The following is a 16,515-nucleotide window of genomic DNA, read 5'->3' on the forward strand; positions in this document are numbered from 1 at the left end:
CACCATATCCCAAGTAAAACTATGAAAAGAGCATTAATTCTTGCTGCGTCAGCGATGCTAACGTTGCCAGCACACGCAGTAACGGTACTAACGAGTATCAAACCTATTCAGTTATTAGTGACAGAGCTTACTCAAGGGGTGACTTCGCCAGATGTATTACTGCAGTCTAACACTTCGCCCCATGATTACGCTTTACGCCCATCGGATGTTAAGAAAATCGCTTCTGCTGATTTAGTCATTTGGTACGGACATGATCTCGAACCGTTTCTGGAAAAAGTCGTGTCAGACAGATCGAATACTCTGACTATTAGTCAAATTCCAGATCTAGATTTGCGTGAGTTTGATAGTGAGCACAACCATGACCATGATGGCCACGATCATGGTTCACATGATCCGCACTTTTGGTTAGGTGTAAGTCAAGCACAACAAGTTGCCAAGGCTGTCGTAAATCAACTAGGATCACTTGATCCGGAAAATGCAGCACAGTACCAAGAAAACCTTAAAAAATTTGAAACTGAGCTCAGCCAGACGGACCTAGAGATCAAGAAGAAATTATCGCCAGTGAAAGACAAAGGTTACTTTGTGTTTCACGATGCTTATGGTTATTTCGAAGAGCGTTATGAGTTAAATCAAATGGGGCACTTCACCGTGAGCCCGGATCGTAAGCCGGGAGCAAAAACCTTAATCCAAATTCGTCAAAAGTTAAGTTCAGGAGATGTAGCCTGCGTGTTTTCTGAACCTCAGTTTACTCCAGCTGTCGTTCAGAGCGTGATGCGAGGTAGCAAAGTTGCCAAAGGTGAACTTGACCCATTAGGGAGCACAATTGAAGCAAAACCGGGCAGTTACTTTACTTTTCTCAACAATATGGCGAATAATTTTGAGCAGTGCTTGAGCCAAAAGACGGATTAAGTAGTGTTGTTGTGTAGGAATAGTCCTTTTAACGTGATCCAGTAGTAAGAATTACAACCTTTGGCAAGGCGAGCCTTTTCTCAAACAGTAATTGAGATATCATTATCAATAATTAGCAGCTCAAAATAACCGTATAAGTCCATGCTGTAGAAGATATGGACGGTGAGCGCCGAGCACAAATTGATATAAAAGGTTTTCGTCTTGCTACGCCAATTAGCCCTTGTCTTGTTGGGCTTTTTCCTATCTTTCCAAGCATTTGCTCTTCATAATGCGAATGCCATCTTTTACCCTTTGCCGACTCAGGTTAAGGGTACTTTTATTGCGGCTAAAAAATTGTTCTTGGGTGAGCAAGGGGGCTTGTGGATTCACGACGTGCATGGGCGGGTGTTGTTTTATGATGGCCAAAATATCCTACCTAAATCAGGCAGTTTTTTACAAACGTCTGCCAAGCAACTGGCTTATCATGAAGGCTCGTTCTGGACCTTTGTTGAGAATGAGGTGTATCAAACTTATCCAAATCAAGAAAGACGTTTAGTCTTTAGCTTAAACCCCGGGTCGCAAATAAGAAAAATCGGTTCTTCTGAAGATTATATTTGGGTTAGTGATGGCGCACATTTCTATACTTACAACATCGATACTAGCGAGTTAAAGTCCTTTTCTTTGTTGCAGCTCTATCAACATAGCAACAATAGCTATGTTTATATTAACGATGCAGTTCTGCTCGAAGAGAAGTGGGCACTTGCTACAACTTCTGGCTTTTATCTTTCAGAAGGAGATAAGTTTGACCATGTAGTCGCTTCAGGTCAGAACTACATTGAAAAGATCTACTACTCACACACGCGCAGAGAAATTCTGGTAGGAACGTTGCGTGGGGCATTAATTTTCAATATTTATCAACCTGATAAAGAGGTGATTAAGATTGGCGGCTCTCATGTGTTGACTTTCGCTGAGACAAATCAAGAGTACTGGGTGGGGACTGAGCATGGTCTGTATTTATACTCATTCTTGTCAGGCGAAGTGACAGAAGTCGAGCCTGCAAGCTTTCTTGAACTGGAGCTGGATAATACAAAGATCTATTCGCTACTGAGTGACAACATGGGAGGGATGTGGATCGCGACTAACCAAGGCATTCGCTATTACTCCTTGTTTAGTAAAAAGTTTGAACGAGTAACCTTCAGTAGTTACGACTCGCAAACCTTATCAGGGCGAATTCGACAAACCTCCACAGGACCTGATGATGCGCTTTGGTTCGCGGATGACCGAAAGCTTTATCGGACAGGTGAGAGTGGCAACATCAAAGTCTTGGAGCTTGATTCGCAGATCAATGAATTTGCATTTCAAGGTGGGATGCTTTGGCTTGCGACCTCTAAAGGGCTCGAAATATTCGAGCTGAATGGTCTTAACAAAGTGACATTTCCTTATTTACAGGTTATGGCTGGACACGGAGTGGAGCATGTGACTGTAGATGGTAATGAGCGTCTCTGGGTATCAAGCGGATACCATCTTTACAATGTTGATATAACCAAGCAAAGCGTAAGAAATTTTGGAAGTGAGTGGCTAGTAAGTCAGTACTTACCAGCTAAGGTTACGCGTTTATACGACACTGAAGATTCTCTATTGATAGGGACCGATCATGGGATTTATCAATACAGCAATGAAAACATCCAGTTCATCCGCTATTCCGAAAAATTTGGTGAATCATTAGACATGGTCACGGCGGTTGATGGCAGTCAGTGGTTTGCGTCATCTTACGGCGTTTTTAAAACGATTAAAGGAAGTAACGAGAAACATGTTGTTGAAATGAGTGTGCCCAACGCGCGACCTGCTTGCTTGATCAGAGACAGGCAAGGTGTGTGGTTAGCCTCTTCTGTCGGATTAAGCTATTACCACCTTTCGGGTGAATTAGTGAAACATTATTCATCGGCGTCTGGCTTAATGAACAACGAGTTTCTACCAGGAATCTGCAGTGTTATACAGCAAAAAGAAGGTGGTGAGCGAGAGCTCGTCCTAGGGTCGAAATACGGGTTGGTAAAAGCTGAAGCATCCAAGCTGCTTGTGTCCAACCCTCCAGAGTCGAAGTTTATCGTGAGCCAAGTTGTGCTTGAAAACGAGATTCTACAAGTTGGTAGCGCCGATTTGAATGGCATAAAATTACCGTATGGCTCTTCTCTAAGTTTCTTATTTGGCGTGATGCCAAAACCAGACAGCCAAAATTTGTATTATCGATTGAATAGCGATGATCCTTGGCAAGCGCTAGAGGGAGGCCAACTGACTCTAGAGCATCTCAATTCCGGTGAATACCATCTACAGGTAAGTAATGAGTCTCAAGTCGCTGCTGGATTGGTTGGGCTCGAGTCATATTTTATTGTGCTTAATCCTTGGTATTTATCGCAACTCGCAATTTTAGGTTTTGTGGTCGCGAGTATTGCCATGGTTGCACTACTTATGTACTGGCGTTCTCGCTATGTTGTACAGGCTAACCGTGATTTAGCTGCGCAAGTGACACTCAAAACTAACCAGTTGAGGCATCAAAGCCGAGTGTTGTTGACGAGTAACCAACAGCTACGTAAACAGATTCAAGTCAGAAACCTGTTGGTTGATCACGTGGCGCAATCTATTAAGTCCAGTGTGGATTTTGTAGCGTCAAAATTACCCATACCTTTGGATGCAGCTACGGAAGATCATCTGGCGAAAACGACATGGCAATTAAATGAGTTAAAAAGTGTTCCTGGCGAAGCTAGCGGCGGCAGTCACAATTACAATTTGAGTCAGATAACTCAATCGGTGGTTGATGTATGGCAAGATGATTTTGCGAAGGCTGGGATTATGGTGGAGCTTGAAGATGAGAGAAAAACAAGTCGAATTGCTCTGGAAAGCTTTAACCTTGATGTTATCTTCAACAGCATTTTTGCCAATATCATCAAGCGTTCTTTCCGAGGCCAAACGGTGAGAATCATGCTAGAAGAGGGCAATGATATTGTTTCATTGAGTTTTCTTGATTATGGGACGCAACTGCCTAATAAAGTCACGACCGGGCGTCCATCTAATATGAACCACTCTGAATTGAGTATTGATCATCTTGCCCAGTTAGTGACAACGAGTGGAGGATACTTGGCGGTGTTTACTTCCGACGCTCAAAATAAAATCGAAATTACATGGCCAACTGCGAAAGAGATGAGTTATGTGGATGAATCTTTGCAAGAATTTGAGTCTGAACCTATCGTCGAAGATAAAGTGACCCCAGAGAAAGAATGGTTGCAAAAAGTCTATCAGCTGGTGGCTGAGCATTACCATGACCCTGAGTTTGGTACTGCTTTAGCGGCTAAAATGCTGTTCATGTCAGAACGCTCTTTACAGAGGCGCTTTAAATCAGCCTCGTCAAGAACGTTAAAAGATTATGTAACCGAAGTTCGTTTAGAAACGGCGTGTGAGCAATTATTAGCGGGCGAGAAAATCAGCGAAGTAGCGTTTAACTGCGGCTTTAATGATCCTTCTTACTTTAGCCAAAAGTTTAAATTGCATTTTGGTTTGCCTCCTTCCAAGTTTGCTTTGACTCAAGAAAGCCAAGAAACCAACTAAAAAACCTCATTACACACTCCCTAGTGAATATTCAAAAGACTGGGGAGCTGCTTATAGTGCTCTACTATTGCTAGAGCTACCAATGCAGTGATTCTCATTGCTTCTTCATCACATCTAGCCTACAAATCCATTCTCAATACGTAAGCACGGTCACGCTCTATCTGTTAGTAGCGCTGTTCTTAGCTATAACCATACATGGCTTAAGAGGACGGATTTACCTACGGCGACAAATAGATGAATGGTTGTATTTTTGTATCTAGAGTGCGTTGGTTCATTTGAGTAGTGGGGGTATGCGAAATTCGTGAAAACAGAACTGTGCTGAAAAGGTGGATAAGATAAAGAGTTTAGAGAGAGATGAAAAAAAATATCGTGGTATAGCCGGGGGGACTATACCACGGGTGTCAATGACACCTTCGCTTGCTGCCGGAGTGACATGTTGCCATGCCACCTCTGGAATTCATTTGAGAGGTTGCCCTCTCGATGGAGTAACTATACGAGAGGTTACTTATTTTTCTTATAAAAATAACGCCATGTTGATATGAGAAAAACGACAAAGTTTTAAATGTCATCTAACCTGTTGTTTTGTGTGGAAATTTTTATCTTTACCATTTGTTTGTGACATTTTTATTTCATTGGTCGTGATTTTTAATTGTTAATTTTGACGTAAATAACGAGAGGAAATTTACGGAGTTGACGTTTGAAAGCATGAAAACATTTATGAAATCTTTGATTTCACACAAGGATTGAAGGGTTATAGGAGAGTAATATTGGCAGCCTAAACTTATTAAATAATAATATTTCTCATTAGCAATACTCTTAAGGGCCACTATGAAGTTATCAGAGATTAATCCTGGCGATACGGTGACGATTCGGTTGTTAGATGGTCTTTCATCAGATATCAGAAAGAAACTCATGGTAATGGGGCTGCTTCCCAATACAGAAGTCAAAGTGATTCGACGTGCTCCAATGGGCGATCCTTTACAAGTCGAAGTCCGTGGTGTGTCTGTCGCATTGCGAGAAACCATTGCTCAGAAAATTGAAGTGGAGCGAGTGTAATGCAATATCAAGTGCTTACCGTAGGTAATCCTAATAGTGGTAAAACGACGCTATTTAATGGTTTGACTGGCGCAAAACAGCAAGTTGGTAACTGGGCAGGCGTCACCGTTGAAAAGAAAACGGGACAATTCAAACATGCGGGTGACGAGTTTTTGCTCACTGACCTTCCTGGTATTTACTCGTTAGACAGTGGTAATGATAGCAATAGTATTGACGAATCCATTGCATCGCGTGCGGTTCTAACTCATCCTGCCGATCTCATTATCAACGTGGTTGATGCCACGAGTTTAGAGCGCAGCTTATATATGACGTTACAACTTCGCGAACTTGGCCGTCCTATGATTGTTGTTCTCAACAAAATGGATGCACTAAAACGTGAACGTCAAATGATTAACGTTTCAGAGCTTGAGAAAACATTAGGTTGTCCTGTAGTAAGTTTATCTGCAACCAATAAAACTCAAGTTGCAGAGTTTAAAGAAAAACTTCATAAGTCCATCGTTCAAGGGGTCGCGCTTAAAGAGCTATCTTTGCATTACGGTGAAAAGATGGAGTCGGCGATTCAAACTGTTTCCACACTTTTTAACGATCAAACCGTCGCCCATCGTGCATTAGCGATTCGTGCGCTTGAAAAAGACACGATGGTTCTCAATAGCCTTTCCGATATTGATAGAAGCAAAGTATTGGAAGTCACTGCGACTTTAGACTTGGATATCGATTTGCATGTCGCGGATACCAAGTACACATACCTGCATGAACAGTGTAAAAAAGTTCGCCGAAGCGAAGGCAAATTAAGCCGTAGCGTGACCGAAAAACTCGACCAGTTTATTTTGAACAAGTGGATTGGGATCCCATTCTTCTTTGTGGTTATGTACTTGATATTTATGTTCTCGATTAACATCGGTAGTGCATTTATCGACTTTTTTGACATTGGTGTAGGCGCATTGCTGGTTGATGGTGGACACCACTTATTAGATGGTCACCTCCCCGTATGGCTAGTTACGGTGATTGCTGATGGTTTAGGCGGCGGTATTCAAACAGTTGCGACCTTTATCCCGGTCATTGCGTGTTTGTACTTATTCCTTGCTGTGCTTGAGAGCTCGGGTTACATGGCACGCGCCGCGTTTGTGCTTGATAAAGTGATGCAGAAAATCGGCTTGCCGGGTAAAGCGTTTGTCCCTTTGGTTCTTGGTTTTGGCTGTAACGTTCCGTCAATAATGGCAACGCGCACGCTAGACCAAGAGCGTGAGCGCAAGTTGGCTGCGTCGATGGCACCGTTTATGTCATGTGGTGCTCGCTTACCTGTATACGCTTTATTTGCTGCCGCTTTCTTCCCAGGCTCTGGTCAAAACATTGTGTTTGCACTTTACCTACTTGGTATTGTCGCCGCGGTGTTTACCGGTTTGTTCCTCAAGCACACGCTGTATCCTGGCAGCAGTGATAGCTTGGTGATGGAAATGCCTGACTATGAGCTTCCGACGCTACAAAACGTGGTGATCAAAACTTGGCAAAAACTTAAGCGGTTTGTATTGGGTGCAGGTAAAACCATCGTAGTGGTTGTTGCTATCTTGAGCTTCCTCAACTCGCTAGGAACTGACGGTACATTCGGTAATGAAGACAGTGATAAATCGGTTCTATCAAAAGCCGCTCAGGTTGTGACGCCAGTGTTTGCACCAATTGGTATTCAAGAGGATAACTGGCCAGCGACGGTTGGTATTATTACTGGTATCTTCGCGAAAGAGGCAGTCGTGGGCACATTGAACAGCTTATATACTACGCCAACCGATGGAGAGGATGCAGAATTTGATCTTATGGGTAGCCTAGAAGAAGCGGTGATGAGCATTCCTGAAAACCTAGCAGGGCTGAGCTACTCAGATCCACTAGGCATTGAAGTGGGTGACTTAACTGACTCGAATGCTGTTGCAGAAGAACAAGAAGTCGATGCTTCTATCTTCGGTAACATCAAATCGCAGTTTGCTTCTGGCAATGCCGCATTTGCTTACCTAATCTTTATCCTACTGTACACACCTTGTGTGGCGGCGATGGGTGCTTACGTACGTGAGTTTGGTCATAAGTTCGCACGCTTTATCGCGGTTTGGACAATGGGCTTGGCTTACCTATGTGCGACGTTCTACAACCAATTGACGCATTTCGCAGATAGCCCAGTAACAAGTGGTATTTGGATGGCTGTGATCGTAGCTATCTTCTTTGGCACATACCGTGTGTTCAAACAAGTTGGTAAGAAACAAAACGGTGCATTAGAGGCGCAAGTCGTATGATTTTAAAAGAGCTTTATCAATATATTGCCGAAAAAGGAACGGTTTCCCAATCTGAGCTAGCAAAACAGTTCGGAATGAGTGAAGACGGTGCAGACGCCATGTTAAGTGTATGGATTAACAAAGGTCGCATTTCTCGCTTGGTAGATACAAATAAAGCTCATCATATAACGCGAATACGCTATGCAGTCACAAAGCACGATGGTTTGTCACTTACCGTGACCATGTAGTAGGAGCAATGAACCATCGCGCACAAACAACAAAGCCGCATCAGCAATGATGCGGCTTTTTACTTTCTACCTGAATTAAAAGTTATATAACGGTTACGCTTTACGGAAGATAGAGCTTAACGACAACACATTACGAATTCGGTTAAGAATCTCTTCTTGTTCTTCGTCAGTACGAAACTCTCCTTTTGTATTCCCCCAAACTGGTCCTGGCCATGCCATATCGTCTTTAAAGCGCGCAATATGGTGAATGTGCAGCTGTGGCACCATGTTACCTAGGGCGCCAAGGTTTAACTTGTCTGGGCGGAATGTCGCTTCGAGTGCTTGGCTTACCGCTTGAGATTCGAGCAAAAACTGTTGTTGCTCTTGCATTGGCAAGTGGTGTAGCTCTTTCAAATTTTCGCGTTTAGGCACCAAGATAACCCATGGCACAGCATTATCTTTATGAAGAAGCGCGACGCAAAGTGGGAAGTGACCAATCACCGAAGTGTCTTTTGCCAATTGAGGATGAAGTTCAAAACTCATTATTGCTGTCCGATTAATTTTTAGTTTGAATTAGTATACGACAGATAAAACAAAAGGTTGGCGCTTTCACGTCAACCTTTGTCATCATTTAGCTTGTGCTACTTAAGCTAACTACGTAAAAGCGGATTACATACGCTCTAGAGTATCGATACCCAGTAGAGACAGACCTTGCTTGATGGTCTTCGCTGTTAGCGCAGCTAGTTTCAGACGGCTTTGTTTCACTGCTTCGTCTTCAGCAACTAGGATAGGGCACGCTTCGTAGAAGCTAGAGAACTGACCTGCTAGTTCGAATAGGTAGCTACACATGATGTGTGGTTGGCCTTCGCGAGCAACAGATTGCACCGCTTCTTCGAACTGCATAAGTTTAGCAATAAGTGCTTTCTCTTTCTCATCAGTGATTTTGATGTCACCTTGGAGAGCATCCATAGCAACACCAGCTTTAGCGAAAATTGAAGCTACGCGAGTGTATGCATATTGCATGTATGGTGCTGTGTTACCTTCAAACGCTAACATGTTGTCCCAATCGAACACGTAGTCAGTCGTACGGTGTTTAGATAAGTCAGAGTATTTAACCGCTGCCATTGCAACTGTTTTAGAGATCTTCTCTTTTTCTTCTGCATCTAGTTCAGGGTTTTTAGATTCGATCAGCTGTGCTGCGCGAACTTCTGCTTCATCCAGAAGATCTGCCAAACGAACGGTACCACCCGCACGAGTCTTGAATGGTTTTCCGTCTTTACCCAGCATCATGCCGAACGCGTGGTGCTCAAGAGATACAGACTCAGGCACGTAGCCCGCTTTACGAACAATCGTCCAAGCTTGCATTAGGTGCTGGTGTTGACGTGAGTCGATGAAGTAAAGCACACGGTCTGCGCTTAGCTCTTCATAACGATATTTTGCACATGCGATGTCTGTTGTTGTGTATAGGAAACCGCCATCGCGTTTTTGAACGATAACGCCCATTGGTTCGCCATCTTTGTTCTTGTATTCATCTAGGAATACAACTTGCGCGCCATCATCTTCAACGGCAAGGCCTTGTTCTTTTAGGTCTGCAACGATCTTAGGAAGCATGTCGTTGTACATGCTTTCGCCCATTACGTCGTCACGAGTCAGTGACACGTTTAGACGGTCGTAGTTGCGCTGGTTTTGGATCATGGTTACATCAACGAGTTTTTTCCACATTTCTGCACAGTACTCGTCACCGCTTTGCAGTTTTACCACGTAGTTTCGCGCCTTTACTGCGAACTCTTCATCTTCATCGTACAGCTTTTTAGACTCACGGTAGAAGCCTTCAAGGTCCGCAAGTTCCATAGAAACTTCGCCAGACTCTTGTTGTACACGCTCAAGGTTTGCGATAAGCATTCCGAACTGAGTACCCCAGTCGCCGATGTGGTTCGCGCGGATCACTTTGTGACCTAAGAACTCAAGCGTACGTACCACTGCATCACCGATGATGGTTGAACGCAGGTGACCTACGTGCATTTCTTTTGCTACGTTTGGTGCAGAGTAGTCGGCAACGATGGTTTGCGCTTCTTCTTTAGCTACGCCAAGACGTTCGTCTGTTAGCGCCGCGTCGGCTTGTTTCGCAAGGAACTCTTCGCTTAGGAAAATGTTGATGAAACCAGGGCCAGCGATTTCTGTTTTGCTCGCAATACCATCTAGGTCTAGAACATCCAGTACTTTCTGTGCAAATTCTCGTGGGTTAGTACCCAGTTTTTTAGCAACGCCCATTACGCCGTTTGCTTGGTAATCACCAAATTGTGGCTTTGCTGATTGGCGAACGGCTGCAGGACTGCCTGCAGGTGCGCCAGCGGCTTCTAGAGCCTGAGATACTTTGTCATTAATAAGTGCTTGGATATTCACACGCGTTTCCTTCAATTCAAGGACAAAGAACTCGGCAAAATGTACGCCGAGCTCTGTTAGAGTTCACAAAAATGGGGCTAATCATAACAACTTTATTGCTTTTCATACAGAGATGAATAGGCGAAATTTTTACTTTTTCGATTGAATGGAAATGTGGCTTAGTTTGCGTTTACTATTGCGCTCAAAGTAATGAGATAAATCGCCCCATAAGAGACCCACAATGACGACTCAACTAGTTGAAAAGCGCCTAACGCCTGAATTGATGATCCAAGATCTGGACGCATTTATGGCGAAGATTGAAGAGCTTGCAACCCTGTTAAAACTGGATCTGAGCTTTGCTCAAGCTGACCATATTGCGCTGCGTATTAATGATACTGAAACAGCGAAAGCCGCGCATGAAGCATGGAATCAATACGGTAAGGTGATTTCACAAGCGAAAATAAACGGTCGCCCAATCATCGTTATCGAATTCGACAAAGCGTTGGAAAGCCGTGGCTGGAAGATTGAGTGTCTGGAGCTGCCATACCCTGCGGAAGGCAAAATCTACCCAAATGAAAGCTGGGAACATGTGGAGTTTGTGATTCCGTCTCATGCCGAAACCGCAGATGAGTTTCTTGCTGATTTGAAACACACTTACCCAGCGTTTAGCGCGCGTTTTGATGAGTTAAAAGAGCTGGGTGTAAAGAGCAAATTGTCGAGCCCGAAAGGGGAAGGCGAACGCTTGAACAACCCAACCGTGGCGTTTAAGTACCAAGGCATTTGTATCAAGCTGCACCCGCATTCACTTAAGCGTATTGTGGAGTCTGAGCAGGCGTAAAACGCTAGAGTGAAAATTGCTGAGTTGCGAGAGGCAAAAAGGGAGCCGAGGCTCCCTTTCGTAAGCGAATCACTATTTAGCCGGTGACTTGCTTTTTGGGTTGGTAATGGAAAGCTTTTTGCCTTTCAACTCTTCGTCTAGAGTTAGTGTGAAAGTCTTTGGAAACGGCATTCGTTTACAATGATCCACTTTGTTCCTGACGATTGTGAGCAGGGCTTCCGTTGAAGAGTTTTGCTCTATTTTTAAGCTAAAGTCATCGTTCTTACTGCAGCCATTAGACTCGGCGATAAATGAAATTTGACTATCGCTAGTTCGGTACGCTTCAACCATGACGGCTTGATGTTCAGACTCTAGACCTTGCTGCGTTTCTGTATTTGCCGAGCAAGCGACTAAGCTGATTGAGCTCAAACCAAGCAGCATTGTTTTGAGTATATATTGCATCTTGTTATCCTTTTTTGCGACGCAGGAAAGGACCTGCAGCTAGCAACATTAATAGGCTAATTGAGAGGCTGCCGCCTGAACTCGATGTTTTGGTTACGCTGCTCTCGCTAGTGTTATCTGAACTAACTGACATCTTGATATTGCGAATATACGCTTGCGCGTTGTAACCACCGCTAAACTCGTAGTTTTTCAGATAAGCAAAAGTAACCGTGTTTGACTTCCTGTAAAGATCGATAGAAAGTTCATTGTACTCAAGAAGCTGGCGAGTGTAGTCATACTCTTGGCCATTGACGTAAACGACAAAAACATCGAAACCATCTGACAAGACTTTAAAGTCCATTGATAGTTTGCCTTTTGGAAGATCGGTTAAATACAAGATGGATGCGTCAGCAGATGTTCCCATGTCTGCTGATTGAAGTTCACCATTTTCAGCGGTCCAAGCGTGTTCATTAGTGTACACGTTTGCGCCAGCTAGCGTAACGGCACTGCTCAATGAGCTGCTTGCTTTGTCAATACCACTATATATTAAGGTAGTCGAAAGTTTAGATAGTTTCGGATGATCAGTAGAGACTTCAATCGTTTCAACTGAGTGCGAGTAGCTTGGGTAGTAGCCTACCGTAATTTGACAGCTCTGAGATGGTGCCAGTGTCGCAGTACAGGTATTTTTGGCGAGGCTGATTCCGCTTGTTAGGGTAACGCCCGTGATGTTGATTGGCGTATTCACCTCGTCATTACGAATAGTAAAGGTCTCTTGCTGCGCTTTTCGCTCAACGAAATGAAGATCTCGATACTGAGTGTAGCTGATAGTATTACGATGACTATCTATCCAGCCGTTATGCTGAAAATGAGCGACGTTTGCGTAAACACCATAAGCATTTGGTTGAGCACATCCATCACCCCAACTGACCACCCCTAATAATTTGTTGATGCCGTTATCATCAACGATGAGCGGACCGCCGCTATCTCCTTGGCAGCTATCTTTACCTCCCCAATAGTATCCGGCGCAAATGCCGTCATCTGATACATTAGAGTAGTTTCCTGGTAGGTTTTGGCAGGTAGCTCGATCTACGTATTCCAAATCAACTTGTTGTAAAACGGTTGGGTATACTCGGTCTGTCGTGGACGTATTTCCCCATCCAGCCACGTGCAACTTGTCTCCCACACGTACGCTATCTAAAAGTTCTGGCGTTGCCAGGTCAATAGTTGCGCTATCGATATTGCGTTCTAATTCAATAAGAGCGATGTCATTGTTCGTTGTATTGCGGTTATATTCATTATGTGAATAGATATTGTTAACAGCGATACGCTGCGATTGAGACTCGTTGTTTTGGTCATAAAGGCCAAGAACGATATCGATATCATCCGCATTAAGACCTTCCACACAGTGCGCAGCAGTTAATACGTATTTTCCACCTAGGAAACTGCCACCACAAAAGTGACCAATAGATGTAGGTTGTCCTTTACGTACCAGTGAAGCAATAAATTTCCAGTCGGAAGTGTTGGCAGGTTCGCCGCCGATAATGCGAGTGGATACATCATTCTGAACAGGCTCAAGAGTATCTGCGATTGTGGTTGCTGGTAAAGTCAGCCCAATCAGAAAAGCCACTAACGTTTTTTTCATTTTAATTCCGTAATATTAACGTGGTTTATTATAAGGAGGACAAATGATAAACGGAATCATTCTCTCAGTAAATAGTTGTAGAGAAATGAAAAATTATAACGTATCGGTTTAACTTTGATGGTTAGAATTGGAGGGGGGGATCTTCTGAAAAGATGAAACCCGCCAAGTTGGACGGGGTTCACTATCGTTGTAACTAGTACGGAGGGATTACAGGATCACTGTCTTATTCCCATAAACAAAGACGTGGTCATTGATCACTTTATTCAAAGCCTTACTCAATACGTTCTTCTCTACATCGCGTCCCGCTTGCGCCATATCTTGGGCATTGAATGTATGGTCGACAGGAATTACGTCTTGCTTGATGATCGGCCCTTCATCTAAATCATTAGTCACGAAGTGTGCTGTTGCACCGATGATTTTCACACCGCGATCGTAAGCTTGTTGATATGGCTTCGCGCCAATAAAAGCAGGTAAGAAGCTGTGATGAATATTAATGATTTTGTGGTGATATTTCTCAACAAACGTCGGCGTTAATACGCGCATGTATTTAGCTAGCACCAAAAAGTCAGCATCGTATTGATCGATCACTTCTAGCATCTTCTGCTCGTGTTCTTCACGGCTAAGGTTTTCATGGGTCACGTGGTGGTAAGGAATGTCGAAGCGCTCAGTGAGAGTTTGCAGTTTGTCGTAATTCCCCACCACAGCGGCGATCTCAACATCTAGGCTTCCATCGTAGGTTTTCATCAGAATATCGCCTAAACAATGCGCTTCTTTTGTGACGAGAATGACGATGCGCTTACGGCGAGAGCCAACCAATTTACGCTTAGCACCTTGCGGGAGAGCTTGGTCCAAGTCGGCAAGAAACGTTTGATCGTTGAAGTATCCCTCCAGCTCCGTTCTCATGAAAAAGTGGCCACTGGTATTATCAACAAATTCGTTATTGTGAACGATGTTGAGTTGGTGCTTGTAACAGATATTAGTAATTTTCGAGATGAGACCCGGGGCGTCAGAACAGTGGGTCAACAGTGTTTTCTTTTCCATAAATCAGGTACTTCCATGCATTAATATTTTAGCGTACGAATTTGTTATTATTCCCTAGCGGGTGTAACTGTACTGCCATGTTTCACCATAAATAATCTATTCTTACGTTGGTTTCAACAAAATATCCGCGTGTCGCCGCAAGCTGGTCAGATTGTGGGCTGATGTCACTCCTATTCCTCTGATATACTCTCGATAATTTTTCAAACTCAATACCAAGCATGATCGCAAAAACTTTTTCCTCTGATGGCGCGTTAGGTAAGGCCATTCCTGGCTTTCAAGCTCGTCAGCCACAAATCGATATGGCGGAAGCCGTCAGCAGTGCGATCAAAGATCAAACCCAGTTGGTGGTGGAGGCAGGAACCGGAACCGGTAAGACCTTCGCCTACCTAGTCCCTGCGCTGTTAAGCGGTAAAAAAGTGATCATCAGTACAGGCTCGAAAAACTTGCAAGAGCAGTTGTACCATCGTGACTTACCGCTCATGGTCAATGCGCTTGGTTTTTATGGCCAAGTGGCGTTATTAAAAGGGCGTTCTAATTATCTGTGTTTGGATCGTTTGAGCCGCCAAATGGTCGAAAGCCACACTAATGAATCTGACCCGACATTATTAACTCAACTGGTTAAAGTGCGTGCTTGGTCATCAGAAACCAAAACAGGTGACCTTGGGGATTGTGATGATCTACCAGAAGACAGCATGATCATTCCGACCATCACCTCAACCAATGATAACTGTTTAGGTAAAGAATGTCCGAGCTACACTGATTGCTTTGTATTGAAAGCGCGTAAGCGAGCCATGGATTCCGACATTGTTGTAGTGAACCATCACTTGTTTCTTGCTGATTTAGCGATTAAAGAAACAGGATTTGGTGAACTGATTCCAGAAGCCGATGTGTTTATTTTTGATGAAGCTCATCAGTTGCCAGATATTGCGAGCGAATATTTCGGCCAGTCAGTTTCAAGCCGCCAAATTCACGATCTTGCCAAAGACATTGAAATAGCCTATCGCACCGAAGCCAAAGATATGCGTCAATTGCAAAAAGTGGGCGACAAACTCATGCAAAGCGCAATGGACATGCGGATTGTATTGGGTGAGCCAGGCTTTCGTGGCAACTGGCGTGAGGCGTTGCAATCAGGTTCTATTAAGCGAGAATTATTGCGCTTAACTGACAGCCTCGAATTGGCGATTGATGTACTCAAAATAGCCTTAGGGCGCAGTCAATTACTGGATACCGCCTTTGAACGAGCAAATTTGATCAAAGGCCGCATCGACCGTGTCTGTGATGTCGATATTACCGGCTACTCATACTGGTACGATACCTCGCCTCGTCATTTTGCTTTGCACATTACGCCTCTCTCTGTCGCGGACAAGTTCCATGAGCAAATAGAGATTAAACAAGGCGCGTGGATTTTCACGTCAGCAACCCTAGCCGTATCGGGCGACTTCAAGCACTTTACTGAGCGCCTTGGCCTCAAGCCTACAAAGCAATTTTCTCTGCCGTCCCCCTTTGATTATCAAAAACAAGCGCGCCTTTGTGTGCCAAGGTATTTGCCAGAGCCAAACAGTAACGGCTTAGCGGATAAGTTAGTCCGAATGCTTGCTCCGGTGATTGAAGAAAATGATGGTCGCTGCTTCTTTTTATGTACCTCGCACAGCATGATGCGTGAACTAGGTGAGAAGTTCCGAGAAGTACTTGAGCTGCCTGTGTTAATGCAAGGGGAGATGAGTAAGCAGAAAACTTTGGCGGAGTTTATGGAACTGGGTAACGCTTTACTCGTGGCGACAGGCGCCTTCTGGGAAGGGATTGATGTTAGAGGTGATGCGCTGAGCTGTGTTATTATCGACAAATTACCGTTTACCGCCCCTGACGATCCGTTACTCAAAGCCCGTATCGAGGATTGTCGATTACGTGGCGGTGAACCATTTGCTGAAGTACAAATCCCGGATGCAGTGATTACGTTAAAGCAGGGAGTAGGGCGATTAATTCGAGATCAGAAGGATCACGGTGCGTTGATCATTTGTGATAATCGCCTTGTCACGCGAGACTACGGTGGTATTTTCCTCGGAAGCCTACCACCTATCCCAAGAACGCGAGACTTAGATGGAATCAAAGCATTCCTGAAAGTAGAACAATCTGTCACAGACGCAAGTGCTGAGGCATAACCCAATA

Annotated in this window: 12 protein-coding genes; 7 read left to right on the forward strand and 5 right to left on the reverse strand. The window is 44.1% G+C overall.

Annotation, left to right across the window (positions count from 1 at the left end; genetic code table 11):
- Nucleotides 1–21: 21 nt before the first annotated feature.
- The 5 genes from znuA (at nt 22) to LIX84_RS18235 (ending at nt 8,047) form a co-directional block, all read left to right on the forward strand.
- Nucleotides 22–909 carry a zinc ABC transporter substrate-binding protein ZnuA gene (znuA, locus tag LIX84_RS18215; RefSeq protein WP_006742703.1) on the forward strand — a complete coding sequence of 296 codons (888 nt, stop codon included), beginning with the start codon at nt 22–24 and terminating at the stop codon, nt 907–909.
- 201 nt (nt 910–1,110) lie between these two features.
- Nucleotides 1,111–4,488 (forward strand): AraC family transcriptional regulator, encoded by a 3,378-nt coding sequence (locus tag LIX84_RS18220; protein ID WP_226421904.1) that lies wholly within the window; start codon nt 1,111–1,113, stop codon nt 4,486–4,488.
- A gap of 828 nt (nt 4,489–5,316) precedes the next feature.
- Complete coding sequence (locus LIX84_RS18225) at nt 5,317–5,544, forward strand: FeoA family protein (RefSeq protein ID WP_005382190.1); 228 nt, start codon at nt 5,317–5,319, stop codon at nt 5,542–5,544.
- Nucleotides 5,544–7,820 carry a Fe(2+) transporter permease subunit FeoB gene (gene feoB, locus LIX84_RS18230; RefSeq protein WP_226421905.1) on the forward strand — a complete coding sequence of 759 codons (2,277 nt, stop codon included), beginning with the start codon at nt 5,544–5,546 and terminating at the stop codon, nt 7,818–7,820. Before LIX84_RS18225 ends, feoB begins: the two co-directional genes overlap by 1 nt.
- Nucleotides 7,817–8,047 (forward strand): FeoC-like transcriptional regulator, encoded by a 231-nt coding sequence (locus LIX84_RS18235; protein WP_005396058.1) that lies wholly within the window; start codon nt 7,817–7,819, stop codon nt 8,045–8,047. Before feoB ends, LIX84_RS18235 begins: the two co-directional genes overlap by 4 nt.
- Before the next feature lie 93 nt (nt 8,048–8,140).
- Here the strand turns inward: LIX84_RS18235 and LIX84_RS18240 are convergent, their stop codons facing one another.
- Together LIX84_RS18240 and argS are read right to left on the reverse strand one after the other, a co-directional pair.
- Nucleotides 8,141–8,569, reverse strand: a complete 429-nt coding sequence (locus LIX84_RS18240; RefSeq protein WP_012842045.1) for an HIT family protein — start codon at nt 8,567–8,569, stop codon at nt 8,141–8,143.
- Between the two features lie 126 nt (nt 8,570–8,695).
- Nucleotides 8,696–10,429 carry an arginine--tRNA ligase gene (gene argS, locus LIX84_RS18245; RefSeq protein ID WP_170892663.1) on the reverse strand — a complete coding sequence of 578 codons (1,734 nt, stop codon included), beginning with the start codon at nt 10,427–10,429 and terminating at the stop codon, nt 8,696–8,698.
- Nucleotides 10,430–10,649: 220 nt separating this feature from the next.
- Here argS and LIX84_RS18250 point away from each other — a divergent pair, with 220 nt between their 5' ends.
- Nucleotides 10,650–11,246 carry a VOC family protein gene (locus tag LIX84_RS18250; RefSeq protein ID WP_226421906.1) on the forward strand — a complete coding sequence of 199 codons (597 nt, stop codon included), beginning with the start codon at nt 10,650–10,652 and terminating at the stop codon, nt 11,244–11,246.
- A 72-nt stretch (nt 11,247–11,318) separates the two neighbouring features.
- On the opposite strand, the gene LIX84_RS18255 is transcribed toward LIX84_RS18250, so the two are convergent.
- The 3 genes from LIX84_RS18255 to purU all read right to left on the reverse strand — a co-directional run bounded on the left by LIX84_RS18255 (nt 11,319) and on the right by purU (nt 14,349).
- Nucleotides 11,319–11,687 carry a hypothetical protein gene (locus tag LIX84_RS18255; protein WP_226421907.1) on the reverse strand — a complete coding sequence of 123 codons (369 nt, stop codon included), beginning with the start codon at nt 11,685–11,687 and terminating at the stop codon, nt 11,319–11,321.
- A 4-nt stretch (nt 11,688–11,691) separates the two neighbouring features.
- Complete coding sequence (locus tag LIX84_RS18260) at nt 11,692–13,308, reverse strand: trypsin-like serine protease (protein WP_226421908.1); 1,617 nt, start codon at nt 13,306–13,308, stop codon at nt 11,692–11,694.
- Between the two features lie 207 nt (nt 13,309–13,515).
- Nucleotides 13,516–14,349, reverse strand: coding sequence for a formyltetrahydrofolate deformylase (purU, locus tag LIX84_RS18265; RefSeq protein ID WP_005382206.1), 834 nt, complete (start codon nt 14,347–14,349; stop codon nt 13,516–13,518).
- 218 nt (nt 14,350–14,567) lie between these two features.
- Between purU and LIX84_RS18270 the strand changes: the two genes are divergently transcribed.
- Nucleotides 14,568–16,508: an ATP-dependent DNA helicase gene (locus tag LIX84_RS18270; protein ID WP_104971401.1), complete on the forward strand. Its 1,941-nt coding sequence runs from the start codon at nt 14,568–14,570 to the stop codon at nt 16,506–16,508.
- Nucleotides 16,509–16,515: the final 7 nt, after the last annotated feature.

It is taken from the genome of Vibrio sp. E14 (assembly GCF_020515785.1).
GTDB classification, from domain to species: Bacteria; Pseudomonadota; Gammaproteobacteria; order Enterobacterales; family Vibrionaceae; genus Vibrio; species Vibrio diabolicus.